Raw genomic sequence first — 17,215 nt, 5'->3', positions numbered from 1 at the left:
CGCCGCCTGGCGCCGGCCGGCCCGGGCGCCCGGCGCCGCTCCTGGCGCTCAATGCCACCGAGGGAATGATCAGCGCGTCCTTGGCCTGGCTGAGCAGCACCGAGACCTGCGCGGTCATGTTGATGCGCAGCATGCCGTCGGGATTCTCGACGTCGAACAGGGCGTTGTAGTAGACCGCCGAGCTGGAACCGGAACCGGACGAGGAACTGCTGGAGGAGCCGGATTCGTTGGCGACCGAGGCCGGCGCCGGATTCACCGTGCGCAGGGTGGCGTGGTACTTCTTTTCCGGCGCGCCGAGGATGGTGAAATACACCGGCATGCCGGACGTGATCTTGACCACGTCGGCCTCGGAGACTTCGGCATTCACCGTGACCAGATCCAAGCGCGCCAGCTTGACGATGGTCGGCGCCGACTGGTTGGCGTTGACGGTGCGGCCTTCCTCGGCCACCACCGCCACCACGGTGCCGTTGATCGGCGCGGTGATGCGGGTGTAGCCCAGATTGGCCTTGGCGGTTTCGCGCTCGCTCTCGCGCTGTTTGATCTGTGCATCGAGCGCGCGGATCTGGGCGCGGGTGGAGGCCATGCTGGCTTCGGCCGATTCGTACTCCGCGCGTGAGGTCGCGTCTGCGGCCAGCATCTGCTTCTGCCGCTGGAAGGTGAGTTCGGCCTGGCGCAGCTGCGCCTGCTGCACCGCGCGCTGGGCGCTGATGTTCTCCAGTGCCGCTTCGGCGTTGCGCAGGCTGTTCTGCTGGGTGGTGGAATCGATCTCGGCGATCAGGTCGCCTTCCTTCACCGTGTCGCCCAGCTGCACCTTCAGCGATTTGATCTGGCCCGAAGCCTGCGCACCGACGCTGACCAGCTTGTAGGCATCGATCACGCCGGTGGCTTCCACCGTCTGTTCCAGATCGCCGCGGATCACCGGGGTGGTGGCCAGGGTGGGCATTGCCGGCTTGCGCAGGGTCCAGCCGGTGATGCCGGCAAGCAGCAGGACAACGACCACCACGACGATGACGCGACCGCGTCGGGACTTGGGCAGATACGGCTTCACGATGACATCGGACTCTGGGCAAGCCGCATGTCGCGGCGTCGTTGCCAGTGTGGCCGGCGCGTCTGCAAGCCTCAATACATGGTGTGTGTCGGCATGTATCCGCCGCTGCGAAAGGTGTATCGCACTGTATCGGCGCATGCGCGCGATACAGTGCGACACGAATCCGGGCGCGCGCGCCGATCCGCTAGGATGGATCATTGCACCATGACGGAAACAATGACCATGCACCGCCTGCTGGTGGTTGACGACGATATCGACATCCGCACCCTGCTTGCCGAGCAGCTGGGACGCGCCGGCTATCTGGTCAGTACCGCCGGTGACGGCAGCCAGATGCGGCAGGTGCTGGAACGCGAACATGTCGACCTGATCGTGCTGGATCTGAACCTGCCGCGCGAGGACGGGCTGTCGCTGTGCCGCGACCTGCGGGCGCGTTCGGCAACCCCGGTGATCATGCTCACGGCCCGCAGTGAACCGATCGACCGCGTGCTGGGGCTGGAGATGGGCGCCGACGATTATCTGGCCAAGCCGTTCGAACCGCGCGAGTTGCTGGCGCGCATCCGCAACGTGTTGCGCCGGACCGAGGCGCTGCCGGCGAACCTGGAACCGCTGGCGATGCGGCGGGCGCGTTTTTCCAACTGGATTTTTGACCTGGAACACCGCCATCTGGTCGATCCGGGCGGGCGGGTGGTGATGCTGTCGGGGGCCGAGTTCCGCCTGCTGCGCGTGTTTGTCGGCCATGCCAACAAGGTGTTGTCGCGCGAGCAGCTGGTGGCGTTGAGCAGCGGGCGCAGCTACGAGGCGCAGGACCGGGCCATCGACCTGCAGGTCAGCCGCCTGCGGCAGAAGCTGGGCGACGCCGGCGGCAGCGATGGCGTGATCAAGACCGTGCGCAACGAAGGTTATGTGTTCGCCAGCGCGGTGGCGCTGGAATGAAGCGCCTGCGGCGGTTCCTGTCGTCGATGGCCGGGCGCCTGTTCGTGATCCTGTTCGTGGGGATGATGGTGGCTGCGGTCTGCGCCACGCTGCTGGCCAATGCCAAGCGCCAGCAGGAGTTCGAGCGGCAGAATCTGGCGCGTATCGCCGACCGGCTGCAGGGCTTCGTCAACCTGCTCGACAACAACCTGGAGCTGCGCCCGCGACTGCTGGCGGTGGGCGGGCCGAGCGTGCGCGTGGTCAGCGGCGAATTCCGCACGGGTGATCCGGACCCGGGGCTGATGGCGGTACTGGCCACGCGCGAAGGACCGGTGGCCACGGCACAGGTGCGGGCGACCGGTTTCCGTGCCTGCCTGCCGCCGTTGCCGGACTTCGTTACGCGCAGTGGCGGCCCGCGCAAGCACATCCGGGTGCGGCCGCGCGATCCGGACTTCACCCCGCCGCGCTGCCGGCTGGTCGAGTTGCAGCTCAGCGACGGCACGCCGCTGCGGCTGGCACTGGAATACCCGGCCGTGGCGCGCAGTACCGTCCCGGCGTTCGACCCGTGGTTCATGTCGTTGCTGGGGCTGGCGATGGCGGTCTTGGCCTACGCGGTGGCGCGCATCGCCAGCGCGCCACTGCAGCGGCTGGCATCGGCCGCCGCCGAGTTGGGGCAGGACCTGCAGCGCGACCCGTTGCCGGTTACCGGGCCATTGGAAGTGCGCCGCGCCGCCGAGGCCTTCAACGCGATGCAAAAACGCCTGCAGCGGCATCTGGGCGAGCGCACGCAGATGCTGGCGGCCATCACCCACGATCTGCAGACCCCGGTCACCCGCCTGCGTCTGCGGCTGGAGAACGTGGCCGATGAAACCCTGCGCGAACGTCTGGTGGCCGATCTGGCGGCGATGCAGGCGCTGGTCCGCGAAGGCCTGGAGCTGGCCCGCAGCGCCGAGAGTGCCGAGCCGCGGGTGGCGCTGGATCTGGACTCGCTGCTGCAGAGCATTGCCGAGGACGCGGCCGAGGCCGGCAACGATGCCGTGTTCGAACGCGGCTGCGGCGCGGTGCTGATGCTGCGGCCGCTGGCGATGCACCGGCTGTTCTCCAACCTGGTCGACAACGCGATCAAGTACGGGCATTCGGCGCGGGTGACGGCCGATATCCGCGACGGCACGGTGGAGGTGCGCATCCAGGACCGCGGTCCCGGTCTGGCCGATGAGGACCTGGAAGCGGTGTTCACGCCCTTCCTGCGTCTGGAAACCTCGCGTTCGCGCGAAACCGGCGGTGCCGGGCTGGGCCTGACCATCGCCCGGGCACTGGCCGAGAAGGAGGGCGCCACGCTGGTGCTGCGCAATCATCCAGGGGGCGGGCTGCAGGCCGTCGTCTGCTGGCAGTTGCCGCGCTGGGGCAGCGGGCGGCCGCTCTGAACCGGGTCGCTGCGCCGCCGGCTTTTGCCTGATAATGGCCGCATCCGCTTCCTTCAAGCCGCTTTCGTCCGCCCATGAAACCCGCAGATGCCTCCGCCGCACGCCCTGCAGCCGCAGCGCGGCACGCGGCGCGTGGAGCCTGGTGGAGCGGGCGCTGATGCAGCAAGCCTGGGGGAGGCTGGGCCACACCATCGCACGGTGGGGGATGCCGGGAATACTGGCGCTGCTGTTATGGCTGCCGGGGTTTTCCGCCGCCGCTGACGAAGCCGGGACGCCGCTGCGCGACTATGCGCGCGATGTCTGGACCAGCCGCAACGGGCTGCCGCACAACACCTTGCGCGATATCGCGCAGACCCCGGATGGTCACCTGTGGTTCGCGACGTGGGAGGGGCTGGCGCGCTACAACGGCCTGGACTTCACCGTGTTCGACCGCGGCAGCCGGCCGCGGCTGGAGGACAACGGCATCGGCTCGCTGTATGTCGATGGTGAGGGCGCGCTGTGGTTGGGCGATTCGCGCGGCAGTGTGTCGCGCTTCGACCAGAAGGGTCGTTGGCAGCACTGGAAGCCGGCCACCGGCGAAGCCCCGGTGACCATCATCGAGGCAATGCAGAAGGACAGCCATGGTCGGCTGTGGCTGTTGTACGACGGGATGGGGCTGGGCCGACTGGACCCGGACCGGAGCTTCCATTACTTCCTGCCGCCGCCGTCGCTGCGCGGCGCAGTCAATTTCACCCGCATGGTGGTGGATGCGCAGGACCGGGTCTGGGTCGGCACCTTCGATGGGCTGCTGTATCTGGAGGGCGACGGGGGCCTGAAACGGGCGCCGGCCCGTTTCGGGCTGCCGCCGGGACTGGCGTGGCCGTACCAGGCGCCGGACGGGACGATCTGGATCGTCGCCGGCGAGCGCATCTACCGCATGCAGGGCGAACAGCTGGTGCTCGCCCACCGGCTGCCCGGGGCCGGACAACTGACCGAGATGCTGCAGGACCGCCACGGTGATCTGTGGCTGGGCACCGAGAACGACGGTCTGTGGCGGCTCGGCCGGCGTGGCGTGGAGCATCTGCAATCCGATAGCGGCTTGCTCGACTACCGCGTGATCAGCCTGTTGGAGGATGCCGAGGGCAGCATCTGGGTCGGCATGAACGGCGGCCTGATGCGGCTGCGCGAGACCCTGTTCACCAGCTACACCCACGACAACGGACTCAGCGGCGATTTCGTGCGCACGCTGGTCGAGGACAGCCGCGGCGCGCTGTGGATCGGCAGCAGCAGTGGCCTGGACCGCATGGCGCCCGACGGCCGTGTGCAGCCGGTGGCCTTGCGTGCCGGGGCGCGGCAACCTTCGGTGCTGGCGGTGGCGGCCGCCGCCTCCGGCGAACTGTGGGTCGGCACGCGCGGCGAAGGGGTGTTCCGCATTGGCGCGGCCGGACAGGTGCGCCACTACCGGCCCGGCATCGACCTGCCGCATGGCAACTACCGCGCCGTGGCGCTGGGAGACAGTGGCCAGGTCTGGCTGGGCTCGGGCCATGGCGTGCTGCAGCTGGTCGATGGCCACGTGGTACCGGTGGCGGCACCAGGCATGCCGCAGACGGTGGTGCTGGCGTTGGCCTGGTTGGAGGGCGCGCTGTGGATAGGCACCACCGAAGGCGTGTGGCGGCTGCAGGATGGCAAGGCTGAGCAGGTCGACGTCGCCGCCGCCGGCGATGCCCGTTCGGTGTACGGCTTCCGGCAGATCGGCACGGCGGTGTGGATGACCAGTGACCGCGGCCTCTACCGCTATGCCGGCGGGCGTTTGAGCGCTGTCGGTCGCGAGCAGGGGATGCCGGTGGACACCACCTTCGAGCTGGTGCCCGACCGTCTGGGCAATGTCTGGCTGAGCAGCAACCGCGGTATCTGGCGCACCCGGCTGGAAGCGCTCGAGGCGGTGGCCGCCGGCCGCCAGCCGCGGCTGCAAGGTGAGATGTACCGGGAGATCGATGGCATGGTCAGCGCCCAGGCCAATGGCAGCTCCGGCCCGGCGGCGATCCTGCGGCGCGATGGCACGGTGTGGGTGGCCACCGCTGGTGGACTGGTGAGCGTGGACCCGAACCTGTTGCAGCGTTTCCGTGAGCGCGCACCGCCCCCGCCGGTGATGGAGAACGTGCTGCTCGATGGCGAGCCGTTGAACTGGCGCACGCGCGACAGCCAGGTGATTCCGGGCGGCCGGCGCCTGACGCTTTCCTATGTGGGATTGAGCTATCTGTTGCCTGGCCGCATCCGCTACCGGACCCGGCTCGAAGGCCTGGACCATGACTGGATCGAACGCGGCAGCCAGCGCAGCGTCGAATATGTCGGCCTGTCTCCGGGCAACTACGTGCTGCATGTGGCTGCCGCGCATCCGGACGGACGCTGGAGTCAGGACGCCGCCTCGTGGCGGTTCACGGTCAAGCCGATGTGGTGGCAGCGGCTGGAGGTGCGTTTGGGCGCCGGCATACTGGTCCTGCTGGTGCTGCTGCTGATGTACCGCTATCTGATCAAGCGCTACAAGAACAGCAATGCACGGCTGGCGCGACTGGTGGATGAGCGCACCCGTGACCTGCAGCTGCAGGCCGAACACCTGCTGGCGGCCAACGCCGAGAAGACCGGATTGGCCGAGCGCTTGCGCCAGCAGTCCGAAGCCTTCGAGCGGCAGGCGCGTGAGGACGGGCTGACCGGGCTGCCCAATCGCCGTGCGTTCGACGAAACACTGGCGCGCGAGGTGGCGCGAGCCCGTCGCGGGGGTCACGCGCTGTGCCTGATGATCCTGGACATCGACCACTTCAAGCGGGTCAATGACAACTGGTCGCATAGCGTCGGGGACGATGTGTTGTGCGAAGTGGGACAACTGCTGCGCCAGGCCTGCCGCGAGTCGGATCTGCCGGCGCGGCTGGGCGGAGAGGAATTCGCGCTGGTGCTCAACAACACCGAGCTGCCGGAGGCAATGGTGGTATCCGAGCGCGTGCATGCGCTGTTCCGCGACCACCGGGACTGGGCGCGGCGGGGCGAAGACCGGCTGCAGATCACCTTCAGCGCCGGCCTGGTGCAGATGGGCGAACAGGATCTGACCCCGTCGCTGTTGAGCCAGCGGGCCGATCGCGCGCTCTACCAGGCCAAACACGAAGGCCGCAACCGCACCTGCATCGGCTGAGCGCCGCCGCATCGGGCGGCGTCAGAACCCGGTCTGGTGATCGTGGTCCAGCCGTGCCGCTGCCGTGTGCGGCTGGCAGCCGCAGCGCAGTGCGGCCGAGCCGGACGGGGGCGGTCTCTGGATTTCCGCACCGGTTAACCAGTCAGGGCAGGCGGGCGAAGCTGCGCGCACGGCCAGAACACCGTGCCGCGATGGCCGCGCGGTTTACCTGCCGTGCGCGCTGAATTTCTTGCCCGTTATTGGGAGGCGCTGCCGGTATCGGGGCGCTGCCAGGCGTTGACGATCTTGCAGAACAGTCGCGCGGTCTGCTCGGTGTCGTACACCGCGCTGTGCGCTTCTTCCGCATTCCAGTCGAAACCGGCCGCCTGGACCGCGCGCGCCAGTACGGTCTGGCCGTAGGCCACGCCGGCCAGAGTGACCGTGTCGAACACGCTGAAGGGGTGGAATGGATTGCGCTTGTGGCCGCAGCGGGCCACCGTGGCATTGAGGAAATTCAGGTCGAAATGGGCGTTGTGGCCGACCAGGATCGCGCGCTGGCAGCCATATTTCTTGAGCGCGGCGCGCACCGGCGCGAAGACATGTTCCAGCGCTTCGCGCTCGGGTTTGGCCAGGCGGAACGGGTGGTCGAGGATGATCCCGGTGATCTCCAGCGACTTGGGGTCGATTTCGGTACCTTCGGCGGGGATGACGTGCGCACTGCGGGTTTCCCCGCAATACAGCTGGCCGTTCCCGTCCATTTCCAGTGGTACCACCGCGATTTCCAGCAGCGCATGGCGGTTCCAGTCGAAGCCGCCGGTTTCCACGTCCACCACCACCGGCAGGAAGCCGCGGAAGCGCTGCGACATCGGGATGAAAGCGGTGGACGAGGGGGCGGATTCGACAGGTTCGTTCATCGCGACAGGGTACCAGAGCGCCCCGGTTTTCCGCCGCTGCGGCTGGGTGCGGCGGATAAGGAGGAGCCGCCCGGTGACGCCGTTACGGCCCGCACGGCGCCTGTGGAAAGGCGCCGCAGCACCGTTGCCGGCTTGAGGGAATTGTCCCGGGCGGCTGCGCCGGGACAGCCACGAAAACCGCCGGTTTGTATTGTCGCGACGGTGTCGGTGCCAGTGTCTTGGCGCGGCCCCCCCTGAAGCGCCGCCGTGGGCGGCAATCCGCTGCTGACCGTGCCATGGCCGTCCAACGGCAGAACGCGGCCTGCCTGCTCCGTTCAAGCCGCCTTGTCGGGGAACTGTTGGGCGATGGCCGCCGCAAGCGCGTCGGAAATCACATCCATGTGGGCCTGCATTGCCTTCCACGTCGCGGCTTCGCCGACCTCGTCACCGGCCATGATCTGGGTGATCTGCGCGTGGTGGTGTTCGACGTGGGTGACCATCAGGGCATTGACGGTGTCCTTGGGCAGATGGGGGTTGGCGCTGGCGAGGAAGCTGGCGATGTCACCGGCGTTGGCGATTGCCTGGTCCATCGCCTTTTGCACGCCGGTGGCATCCCCCTTGTGCGCGGCGTCGGTCATGGCTTTCACGCCTGCCCAGTGACCGCCCAGCAGGCGAAGCATCTCGGCACCGCCGGCTTCACCATAGAAACCTGCCACCGCGGCGGATATCGCCTTGGCATTGGTCACGACAGCGCTGGCGGCGGCATCGGCTTCACTCTGGTTGCCGGCCTTGACGGCCATCGCGTAGTCGCGGGTCTTGTCGATATGACCGTGCCACAAGGCACGCAGGTCAGCCTGCAGTTTCGGGGCTGCCGGAGCCGCAGCGGGTGCAGCGGACTCGGCGGGCGGGGGCGCCGTTGCAGCCGGTGCCGCCGGCGTCTCGGTGGTGGGCGCATGCGGCGGTTGCGGGTTGCAGGCGACGGTGAGCAGCGCGAACGACGCTGCAAGGACGGTGAGCGATGTCTTCATGGCGATCTCCAGGAAAGGGCCGGGCACGCAACCATTGCATTCACGGTACGGCCCACTGGACGCTGCCGGTCGTCAAATCTGTGTGACTTCGGCACGGGTGCCGTGGTCTCGCCCCATGGGAACAGGCGATGATCCGGGTCTTTCCCGCAGCCGCCGCGAGATTCTGCCAGCGTTGATGACGATATCGGTGAGCAGGCCGATGGCGATGGCAATCCGTACGTAACATCCGTCCATCCGGCGCCACCGTGGCCTCACCGCGCTGTGTCAGCCCGCCACAGCGCCATGCAACGAAGGGCTTCCGCTGTTTTTCAGAGCGGCTCGGGCGAGCTGGTTTCGTCGCGCTTTTCACGGGGCGGCAAGGGCTGCTCGCCATGCACCAGGAACCACACGTTCTCGGCGATGTTGGTGGCGTGGTCGCCCACCCGCTCCAGGTTCTTGGCCATGAACAGCAGGTGGGTGCACGGGGTGATGTTGCGCGGGTCTTCCATCATGTAGGTGAGCAGTTCGCGGAACAGCGCGGTGTACTGCGCGTCCAGGCGGGCATCGTCCTCGCGTAGTTCCAGTGCGGCCTTTACATCGTTGTTCTGGTAGGCCAGCAGGGCACGGCGCACCTGCTGCGCCGCCAGCCGGCCCAGTGCACGCAGCCCCTGGATCTGCGGCAGCGGCGGCACCGCAGCCAGCGCAATCGAGCGCTTGGCGACGTTGGCGGCATAGTCGCCGATGCGCTCGATGTCGGCGGGAATGCGCAGGCCGGCGAGAATCTCGCGCAGATCGCGCGCCATCGGACCACGCAACGCCAGGCGCATCACGTCATGGCTGATCTGCTGCTCCAGCGCATCGATGGCCTCATCGTTGGCGATGATGCGCCGGGCGGCCTTTTCGTCGCGGCGTTCGATCACGTCCATGGCCGCTTCCAGCTGGGCGACGGACATCTCGCCCATGCGCACGATCTCGGCCACCAGCCGCTGCTGTTCTTCGTCGTAGCTTCTGACGATATGGTCGTTGGGAAGATTCATCGAAATGCTCTGGTTGATAGGGGGAGCGAGGGACGCTTGACTCGATTCTGGATGCAGCCGTCCTTGGCGATGTAACGCCGGCTTCGGACCGTCCGGCCCGGCCATCCGTGGCCGGGCGTTCGCGGTCGCAGCCGATGCCGATAGGGCATCGGCCAGGCGCGACCACTCACCCAAATCGGCCGGTGATGTAGTCCTCGGTCTGCTTCTTCGAGGGGTTGGAGAAGATCACGTCGGTGCGGTCGTGTTCGACCAGGTCGCCCAGGTACATGAAGGCGGTGTAGTCGGACACGCGCGCGGCCTGCTGCATGTTGTGGGTGACAATGGCGATGGTGTAGTCGTTCTTCAGCTCTTCGATCAGCTGCTCGATGCGGCTGGTCGAGATCGGGTCCAGCGCCGAAGTCGGCTCGTCGAGCAGCAGCACGTCCGGGCGCAGGGCCACGGCGCGGGCGATGCACAGGCGCTGCTGCTGGCCGCCGGACAGGCCCAGCGCGGTTTGCCCCAGCTTGTCCTTGACCTCGTCCCACAGCGCGCCCTGGCGCAGCGCCTGCTCGACGCGGTCGGCCATCTCCGACTTGGACAGCTTCTCGTGGTGGCGGATGCCGTAGGCCACGTTCTCGAAGATGGTCATCGGGAACGGCACCGGCTTCTGGAACACCATGCCGACCTTGCTGCGCAGCCGGTTCATCGGATACTTCGGCGAGAGGATGTTCTCCCCATCCAGCAGCACTTCGCCACGCGCTTCCAGCTTGGGGTACAGCGCGTAGATGCGGTTGAAGATGCGCAGCAGGGTCGACTTGCCGCAACCGGACGGGCCGATCAGCGCGGTGACGCGCTTTTCCGGGATTTCCAGGTTGATGTTCTTCAGCGCATGGAACCTGTCGTAGTAGAAGTCCAGCCCGCGCGCGGCCAGCTTGACCGGCGCCGGGCTCTGCAGCGACGGGTGGGAGGCGGGCACGGCGATGCGCTGCATCGGCACGGCGTTGGAAAAATCGTTCATGGCAAGGTCCATGGGATCAGTCGTTTGAGATGCGGTTGCGCAGCAGCAGGCCGCGCGCGGAGAGGCTGACCAGCAGCACGAACACGGTCAGCACCAGGGCGCCGGCCCAGGCCAGCACCTGCCACGATTCGTAGGGGCTGCCGGCAAACTGGTTCATCACCACCGGCACCGAAGCCATCGGCTGGAACACGTTGCTGTTCCAGTACTGGTTGCCGAAGGCGGTGAACAGCAGTGGCGCGGTTTCGCCGGAGATGCGGGCCAGCGATAGCAGGATGCCGGTGACGATGCCTGCCAGGGCGCTGCGGTACAGCACCTGCACGGTCACCTTCCACTGTGGAACGCCCAGCGCCAGCGCCGCTTCGCGCATCTGCACCGGCACCAGCCGCAGCATTTCGTCGGTGGTGCGGATCACCACCGGCAGCACGATGAAGGCCAGCGACAGGGCACCGGCAAACGCCGAGAACTGGCCGCCGGTCTGCATCACGTACAGCGTGTAGACGAACAGGCCCAGCACGATCGACGGCGCCGACAGCAGGATGTCGTTGACGAAGCGCACCACGGTGCCGGCCTTGCGCGCATTGCCGTACTCGGCCAGCCAGGTGCCGGCGGCCACGCCCAGCGGGGTGCCCATGCCGATGGCCAGCGCGCACATCACCGCGCTGCCGAAGAAGGCGTTGAGCAGGCCGCCTTCCTGCATCGGCGGCGGTGTCATCCGGGTGAACAGGTTGAGGTTGATGCCAGGCAGGCCCTTGGACAGCAGGGTCCACAGGATCCAGCCCAGGAACAGCAGGCCGAACGCGGCGGCGGCGCAGGACATCGCCAGCGCAACCACGTTGACGATGCGGCGGCGCAGGTACAGCGGCTGCGGGCTGGCCATCAGTTGCCCTCCTTGCGGGACAGGCGCATCAGCATCAGCCGGGCGATCGCCAGCACCACGAAGGTGACGATGAACAGCACGAAGCCGAGCAGCAGCAGCGCCGAGCGGTAGGTTTCGGTGGCTTCGCCGAAGTCGTTGGCGATCAGCGCGGCGATGGTGGTGCCCGGCTCCAGCAGCGAGGGCGACAGGCGCACGCTGTTGCCGATCACGAAGGCCACCGCCATCGTTTCGCCCAAGGCGCGGCCCAGGCCCAGGAAGATGCCGCCGATCACCGCCGAGCGGGTGTAGGGCAGCACGATGTCCCAGCTCACTTCCCACCGGGTGGAACCCAGCGCATAGGCCGACTCCTTCAGACGGGTCGGCACGGTCAGGAACACCTCGCGCATCACCGAGGAGATGAACGGGATCACCATGATCGCCAGCACGAAGCCGGCGGTGAGCATACCGATGCCCAGCGGCGGGCCCTGGAACATCGGGCCGATGATCGGCAACGTGCCCAGGTGGTCGTTGAGGAACGGGGTGACGTACTCGGTCATCACCGGCACCAGCACGAACAGGCCCCACATGCCGTAGATGATCGAGGGAATACCGGCCAGCAGTTCGATCGCGGTACCGACCGGGCCACGCAGCCAGCGCGGCGCCACTTCGGTCAGGAAGAAGGCGATGCCGAAGCTCACCGGTACCGCGATCAGCATCGCGATCAGCGCGGTGACCAGGGTGCCGTAGATCGGCGCCAGCGCCCCGAACCTGTTCTCCACCGGGTTCCAGTCCGAGGAATAGAAAAAGCTCAGTCCCTGCTCCTGCAGGGCGTGGCGGCCGCCCCACAGCATCGACAGCGCGGCGCTGGCCAGTGCTGCCAGCACCAGTACCACGGTGGCGAGCAGGATCCAGCGGAAAACACGGTCGTTGCGGGCATCACGCAGGTCGCGTGAGGACGGAAGCACGAGAGACGGGGTGATGGCATTCATGGCTGAGGCGGGGCCCAAAAAGAGAAGAGGCAGTGCCAGGTTCTGCCCGGCAGCACGCTTGTCTGCTCAATGGAACTCGCTGGCCCAGTAGCTTTCGATCTGGGTCACCAGCGGTGCCGGCAGCGGCACGTAGTGCAGGTCGTTGGCCTGCTGCTGGCCGTTCTCGAACGCCCACTTGAAGAACGCCAGGGTCTGCTTGCTGCGCGCGGCATCCTTGGACTGCTTGTGCATCAGCATGAAGTTGGTGGCGGTGATCGGCCATGCCTGCTCGCCCGGGGCGTTGGTGATGACCAGGTTGAAGTCCTTGGCGCCGGCCCAGTCGGCGCTGGCGGCTGCGGCGGCGAAGCTCTCGGCGGTCGGCTGCACCCAGTTGCCGGCAGCATTCTGCATGGCGGCATACGGCATGCCGTTCTGCAGCGCGTAGGCCAGTTCGACATAGCCGATCGAGCCCTTGATCTGCTGCACGTACGAGGCCACGCCTTCATTGCCCTTGCCACCCACGCCATCGGGCCACTGCACCGTGGTGCCTTCGCCCACCTTGCTCTTCCAGTCCGGGCTGACCTTGGACAGGTAGTTGGAGAAGTTGAAGGTGGTGCCCGAACCGTCCGAGCGGTGGACCAGGGTGATCTTGCCGCTAGGCAGGGTGACGCCGGGGTTGGCGGCCACGATCGCCGGATCGTTCCAGGTCTTGATCTTGCCCAGGAAGATATCGGCCAGCAGCGCCCCGCTCAGGCGCAGTTGGCCGGCTTGCAGGCCTTCGATATTGACCACCGGCACCACGCCGCCGATAGCCGACGGGAACTGGCCCAGGCCGGCCTGCGCCAGTTCCTCGGGCGAGAGCGGCTTGTCGGAAGAACCGAAGTCGACGGTACCGGCCTTGATCTGGGCGATGCCGCCGCCCGAACCGATCGACTGGTAGTTGATCTTGGCGCCGGTCGCGGCGTTGTAGTCGGCCGACCACTTGGAGACCAGCGGGAAGATGAAGGAGGCACCGGCGCCGGAGATTTCGGCGGTCAGCCTGTCACCGGCAGCCGCTGCGCCCGTCGCGGCGTTTTCCGCGGTTGAAGCGGCCGGGTTGCCAGGGCCACCGCAGGCCGACAACCCCAGGGCGATGGCCAGCGAAAGGGTTGCGATAGCGGTTGTGTGCAGCTTCATGCGTCACTCCATAGCGGGAGAAGAGCTGGCGGTGCCAGCGGATGCGGCTATGAAATGATGTTTTTGTTACAGCTTGATTACAGTGTTGAAAGAATCTTGAAAGGTGAATGGAAACAATGCGAACGCGGTGCTGGCGGGAGTGCCGGGAAATGTGCCCGGCAGGGGGTTCCGCGACAGGGCTGCAGCGGCACGTGGCGCCGCTCCAGGGTGGATGCCAGGCGGGGCCCGGCAGGGTCTTGCCGGTGAAGCGCCAGCGGTGCCCGGCGCCGCTGCACAAAAAAGGCGCGGATCGCCTGATCCGCGCCTGAGGCGACGAGGGAGAGAGGGACCCGTCGACTCTTTACTCAGTACCGCAGGTTCTGCTGCCAGTAGGTTTCGATCTGCTGGACCAGCGTATCGGGCAGCGGCACGTAATCCAGCTGCTTGGCCTGGGCATCGCCACTCTTGTAGACCCAGCGGAAGAACTCCTGGGTGGCCTTGGCGTTAGCCACATTTTTGGGCTGCTTGTGCACCAGGATGAAGTTGGTGGCGGTGATCGGCCACGCTTCGGCGCCCGGGGCATTGGTCATGACCAGGTAGAAGTCCTTGGCGCCGGCCCAGTCGGCACTGGCCGCGGCGGCGGCAAAGGAGGCGTCGCTGGGCTGCACTATCCGGCCGGCGGCGTTCTTCATCGCCGCAAACGACATCTTGTTCTGCAGCGCATAGGACAGTTCGACATAGCCGATGCCGCCCTTGATCTGCTTGACGTAGGCGGCGACGCCCTCATTGCCCTTGCCGCCGATACCTACCGGCCACTGCACCGAGGTGCCTTCGCCGACAGTGCTCTTCCACTCCGGGTTGACCTTGGACAGGTAGTTGACGAAGTTGAAGGTGGTGCCAGAACCATCGGAGCGGTGCACCACGGTGATCTTGGCATCGGGCAGGGTCAGGCCCGGGTTCAGCGCGACGATTGCCGGGTCGTTCCAGGTCTTGATCTTGCCCAGGAAGATATTGCCCAGGGTCGGGCCGTCCAGCTTCAGCGCCCCCGGTGCGATCCCGGCCACGTTGAGCACCGGCACCACGCCGCCGATCACCGACGGGAACTGCGCCAGACCGGCCGAGGCCAGTTCTTCCGGCTTGAGCGGGGCATCGGACGAGCCGAAGTCCACGGTGGCCGCCTTGATCTGGGCGATGCCGCCACCGGAGCCGATCGACTGGTAGTTCACCTGCTTGCCGGTGGCGGTGCGGTAGTCGGCCGACCACTTCGACATGACCGGATAGATGAACGAAGCGCCTGCGCCGGTGACATCGGCGGCACTGGCGTTGAACACAAACGATGCGGTGGCAATGGCAATGGCAATGGCGATAGCGGCGCGCGACTTGATGGCGTGGATCACGGATGGCTCCTGGAAGGGGTGAAGTGCGGGGTGTCCGCCCGGTGCCTATTCCATAACCATTGGATGACAACACCGCGTCTGTCATATGACGCGCCCATGACAGCGCCGCGGACCGCTCAGAACGTGGCGTGCAGCGGTTCTGGAATCGGGGAGTGGCGGCCGTTCTTGTACGCATGGGGTGGTAGCTTCGGTCAACCCCTGGAGCCTATGAGCCCATAGTTGGCCGCTTGGAGGGGCCGCAGCCCCGGTGTTCGCTGGAGCGGCTGTGGCCGGTCATGGCCAAGAGCAGCTGGCGGCGATAGCGACGTTTTTGGCTTGTACTGATCAGCGTGTCGTTTGCAGTCGTCGGCTTCGCATACGTATCGATAACTACCCCACCCCCTCCTATTCCAACGCTGCCACCGGTGCAGGCTGTCGTTCCCACTCAGCAAGGCGGGAATGTTCTTTGCTATGGAGGCGGGTGTGCTTTGATGCTGGATATGATGCAATCCCAGTTAAACGAGGAGTTCTTCACCCAAGGTTTCCCTCTCGTTGACGACCCTCCAGTTAGCAAAGCGCAGTTCTGCGCTAACTTGAAAGGGCAGCGTCCGCCAAACTGCCCGAATCTGTATCCTGACTCAACACCTGGCATACCAACCCCAGGCAAGAGCACCTACGCATTCAACCAATGCGGCCCTAACCGGCTCACCATGTGGCTTGGCGACATATTCCTTTCTTATATTGCCACCAACACCTACTCCGGAGATTTCAACGCACCGGCATCCGGTATGAGCTTTCTGGGCGCTTGCCAGTCACACGATCAATGTTGGGCGGCAGGGGAATCCAATGCATCTTGCAATCTGGATTTCGTAAACTCAATGACTACTGCTTGCAATGGCCTCGGCAGTACGAGCGCGATTGACTCGTGCCGAGGATATGCAGGCCTCTACCATTTCGCCGTCACCAGCACGGACAAGTCACAAGACGTCTATAACTGGCAGCTTCAGAAACGAGAGTGTTCTATCTGGGCTCAAGACATGAGGACCAACAACTGTGCGAACTAAGTCTATTTTCGCAGCCTTGATAGCCACACTTCTCCTTGTAGCGTGCACATCCGGGAAGAAGGATGCAGCTGACAACGTCGCTGATTCGATGGGGAGTCCATCAAACTCAGATCCCACCGCACATGCTGATGGGACGGCGCAAGCACCTGCCACTGCAAGGGCTCAGAACGACTATAGGGCGCTTTCGCAGAACGAAAGATCCCTTTTGGCAACTATCGATTCCCGCTATTTCGGGACCCTCAGCAACTCGTCGCCCGGAGAGGATGTTGACCTGAAAAAACTGGGGTTTCCCGACGTCAACACCTGGGTTGCCGCGGAGAAGATGACAGACGATGAGTTACTGCGGAATGCGCGTAGCGGTGGCCACCTGGAGAAGGAGCTATACATCGATCGAGTTGTGAGCCTGATTCCAGGGAACAACTGGAAGGGAGTTGGCGACACCGCTGAAGACAATGCACTAGCAACCAAGATTATGGACGCGCGCTCTTTCGCATTGCGGAACATCGGAACTACGAAAAGCCCGTTCGCTGTCTATCAGGCTGCCGCGCTCTTCAACACGACAGAAGTCGGCGGCAACCCAGCAATGATTGCGGCATCTTTTCAACTAGCTGCAGAGTTGGGCGACACACGCGCGACACGAATGCTACAAAGCTACATGTCTGCAAATCGAAACATAGACGCGAAAGGGGTGCTCGCAGCATATACGTTCCTCAAATCCGACTTGGGACATCCGGGAGGGAGCTGAATTGCCCAACTCTTGATAGACATCGAATGGCCGCTTCTGGCCTTGGATTCAACCGATCGACGCAACAGTTTGTCGATATCGCTCTGCTGGTGTTTCGTAGCCCAGCGTCTTGCGTGGCCGTTCATTGAGCTGTCGTGCCACTGCATCCAGCTTCGCCTGCGTGACATCGGCAAGACTGATGCCCTTGGGGAAGTACTGCCGCAGTAGGCCGTTGGTGTTCTCGTTGCTGCCGCGTTGCCAAGGATGGTGGGGGTCGCATAATTATAATTGTTTGTCGGTGGCCAGGGTGACGCGGCGGTGTCCGGCCATCTCCTTGCCTCGATCCCAAGTCAGCGACCGGTACAGCTGCCTCGGCAGGCGACGTGCGTTCTTGATCAGCGCGTTGACCACGGTCTCGGTGTCCTTGCCTGCCACCTTCACCAGCATCAGGTAGCGGGTCTGTCGCTCCACCAACGTAGCGATTTGACTGTTCCGGTCACCGAACAGCAAATCGCCCTCCCAATGCCCTGGCACAGCCCGATCTTCGGCATTGGCCGGCCGCTCGCTGATCGAGACGGTGTCGGTAATCCGGCCGTGGTTCTCTGTCTTCTG

Annotated in this window: 13 protein-coding genes and 1 pseudogene; 4 read left to right on the top strand and 10 right to left on the bottom strand. The window is 65.6% G+C overall.

From position 1 onward, the window contains the following. Positions 1 to 1,048, bottom strand: a 1,048-nt coding sequence (locus tag QZH66_RS13275) for an efflux RND transporter periplasmic adaptor subunit (protein ID WP_305806422.1), incomplete at its 3' end; no start/stop codon positions are given. Positions 1,049 to 1,270: 222 nt separating this feature from the next. On the opposite strand from QZH66_RS13275, the gene QZH66_RS13270 reads away from it, so the two are divergent. The 3 genes from QZH66_RS13270 to QZH66_RS13260 all read left to right on the top strand — a co-directional run bounded on the left by QZH66_RS13270 (position 1,271) and on the right by QZH66_RS13260 (position 6,547). Next, on the top strand, positions 1,271 to 1,981 hold the full coding sequence (locus QZH66_RS13270) for a response regulator (protein WP_305806421.1): 711 nt from the start codon (positions 1,271 to 1,273) through the stop codon (positions 1,979 to 1,981). Continuing rightward, a complete protein-coding gene (locus QZH66_RS13265; protein WP_305806420.1) occupies positions 1,978 to 3,384 on the top strand; it encodes an ATP-binding protein in 1,407 nt (468 codons plus the stop codon). The genes QZH66_RS13270 and QZH66_RS13265 overlap by 4 nt, the downstream gene beginning before the upstream one ends. 157 nt (positions 3,385 to 3,541) lie before the next feature. Beyond that, the gene (locus tag QZH66_RS13260; RefSeq protein WP_305806419.1) at positions 3,542 to 6,547 is read left to right on the top strand and encodes a ligand-binding sensor domain-containing diguanylate cyclase; all 3,006 of its coding nucleotides are present in this window, start codon (positions 3,542 to 3,544) and stop codon (positions 6,545 to 6,547) included. Between the two features lie 236 nt (positions 6,548 to 6,783). Here the strand turns inward: QZH66_RS13260 and rnt are convergent, their stop codons facing one another. From rnt to pstS (QZH66_RS13220), 8 genes are all read right to left on the bottom strand, one after another. Beyond that, a complete protein-coding gene (gene rnt / locus QZH66_RS13255; RefSeq protein ID WP_305806418.1) occupies positions 6,784 to 7,440 on the bottom strand; it encodes a ribonuclease T in 657 nt (218 codons plus the stop codon). A 314-nt stretch (positions 7,441 to 7,754) separates the two neighbouring features. Next, a complete protein-coding gene (locus QZH66_RS13250; RefSeq protein WP_305806417.1) occupies positions 7,755 to 8,447 on the bottom strand; it encodes a hypothetical protein in 693 nt (230 codons plus the stop codon). Positions 8,448 to 8,755: 308 nt separating this feature from the next. After that, the gene (gene phoU / locus QZH66_RS13245; RefSeq protein WP_305806416.1) at positions 8,756 to 9,463 is read right to left on the bottom strand and encodes a phosphate signaling complex protein PhoU; all 708 of its coding nucleotides are present in this window, start codon (positions 9,461 to 9,463) and stop codon (positions 8,756 to 8,758) included. 166 nt (positions 9,464 to 9,629) lie between these two features. Beyond that, positions 9,630 to 10,460, bottom strand: a complete 831-nt coding sequence (gene pstB, locus QZH66_RS13240; RefSeq protein ID WP_305806415.1) for a phosphate ABC transporter ATP-binding protein PstB — start codon at positions 10,458 to 10,460, stop codon at positions 9,630 to 9,632. Positions 10,461 to 10,476: 16 nt separating this feature from the next. Continuing rightward, positions 10,477 to 11,337 (bottom strand): phosphate ABC transporter permease PstA, encoded by an 861-nt coding sequence (gene pstA, locus QZH66_RS13235; protein ID WP_305806414.1) that lies wholly within the window; start codon positions 11,335 to 11,337, stop codon positions 10,477 to 10,479. Next, complete coding sequence (gene pstC / locus QZH66_RS13230) at positions 11,337 to 12,305, bottom strand: phosphate ABC transporter permease subunit PstC (RefSeq protein ID WP_305806413.1); 969 nt, start codon at positions 12,303 to 12,305, stop codon at positions 11,337 to 11,339. The genes pstA and pstC overlap by 1 nt, the downstream gene beginning before the upstream one ends. Positions 12,306 to 12,371: 66 nt before the next feature. Next, a complete protein-coding gene (gene pstS, locus QZH66_RS13225) occupies positions 12,372 to 13,460 on the bottom strand; it encodes a phosphate ABC transporter substrate-binding protein PstS (protein ID WP_305806412.1) in 1,089 nt (362 codons plus the stop codon). A 344-nt stretch (positions 13,461 to 13,804) separates the two neighbouring features. Continuing rightward, the gene (gene pstS / locus QZH66_RS13220; protein WP_305806411.1) at positions 13,805 to 14,836 is read right to left on the bottom strand and encodes a phosphate ABC transporter substrate-binding protein PstS; all 1,032 of its coding nucleotides are present in this window, start codon (positions 14,834 to 14,836) and stop codon (positions 13,805 to 13,807) included. A 1,248-nt stretch (positions 14,837 to 16,084) separates the two neighbouring features. Between pstS (QZH66_RS13220) and QZH66_RS13215 the strand changes: the two genes are divergently transcribed. After that, positions 16,085 to 16,624 carry a hypothetical protein gene (locus tag QZH66_RS13215; RefSeq protein ID WP_305806410.1) on the top strand — a complete coding sequence of 180 codons (540 nt, stop codon included), beginning with the start codon at positions 16,085 to 16,087 and terminating at the stop codon, positions 16,622 to 16,624. Between the two features lie 48 nt (positions 16,625 to 16,672). On the opposite strand, the pseudogene QZH66_RS13210 reads toward QZH66_RS13215, so the two are convergent. After that, positions 16,673 to 17,215: pseudogene (locus QZH66_RS13210) on the bottom strand (IS30 family transposase); the annotation flags it as partial.

Origin of the sequence: Stenotrophomonas sp. YIM B06876 (assembly GCF_030711595.1) — a bacterium.
GTDB lineage: Bacteria > Pseudomonadota > Gammaproteobacteria > Xanthomonadales > Xanthomonadaceae > Stenotrophomonas.
This window is presented reverse-complemented; position numbering and strand designations above follow the sequence as displayed.

Bases quoted from the DNA above. Each gene is read 5' to 3' on its own strand.
- QZH66_RS13265 (WP_305806420.1), top strand. From the start codon at position 1,978: ATGAAGCGCCTGCGGCGGTTCCTGTCGTCGATGGCCGGGCGCCTGTTC.
- pstA (WP_305806414.1), bottom strand. From the start codon at position 11,337: ATGGCCAGCCCGCAGCCGCTGTACCTGCGCCGCCGCATCGTCAACGTG.
- QZH66_RS13260 (WP_305806419.1), top strand. From the start codon at position 3,542: ATGCAGCAAGCCTGGGGGAGGCTGGGCCACACCATCGCACGGTGGGGG.
- pstB (WP_305806415.1), bottom strand. From the start codon at position 10,460: ATGAACGATTTTTCCAACGCCGTGCCGATGCAGCGCATCGCCGTGCCC.
- QZH66_RS13250 (WP_305806417.1), bottom strand. From the start codon at position 8,447: ATGAAGACATCGCTCACCGTCCTTGCAGCGTCGTTCGCGCTGCTCACC.
- QZH66_RS13270 (WP_305806421.1), top strand. From the start codon at position 1,271: ATGCACCGCCTGCTGGTGGTTGACGACGATATCGACATCCGCACCCTG.
- pstS (WP_305806412.1), bottom strand. From the start codon at position 13,460: ATGAAGCTGCACACAACCGCTATCGCAACCCTTTCGCTGGCCATCGCC.
- phoU (WP_305806416.1), bottom strand. From the start codon at position 9,463: ATGAATCTTCCCAACGACCATATCGTCAGAAGCTACGACGAAGAACAG.
- pstC (WP_305806413.1), bottom strand. From the start codon at position 12,305: ATGAATGCCATCACCCCGTCTCTCGTGCTTCCGTCCTCACGCGACCTG.
- rnt (WP_305806418.1), bottom strand. From the start codon at position 7,440: ATGAACGAACCTGTCGAATCCGCCCCCTCGTCCACCGCTTTCATCCCG.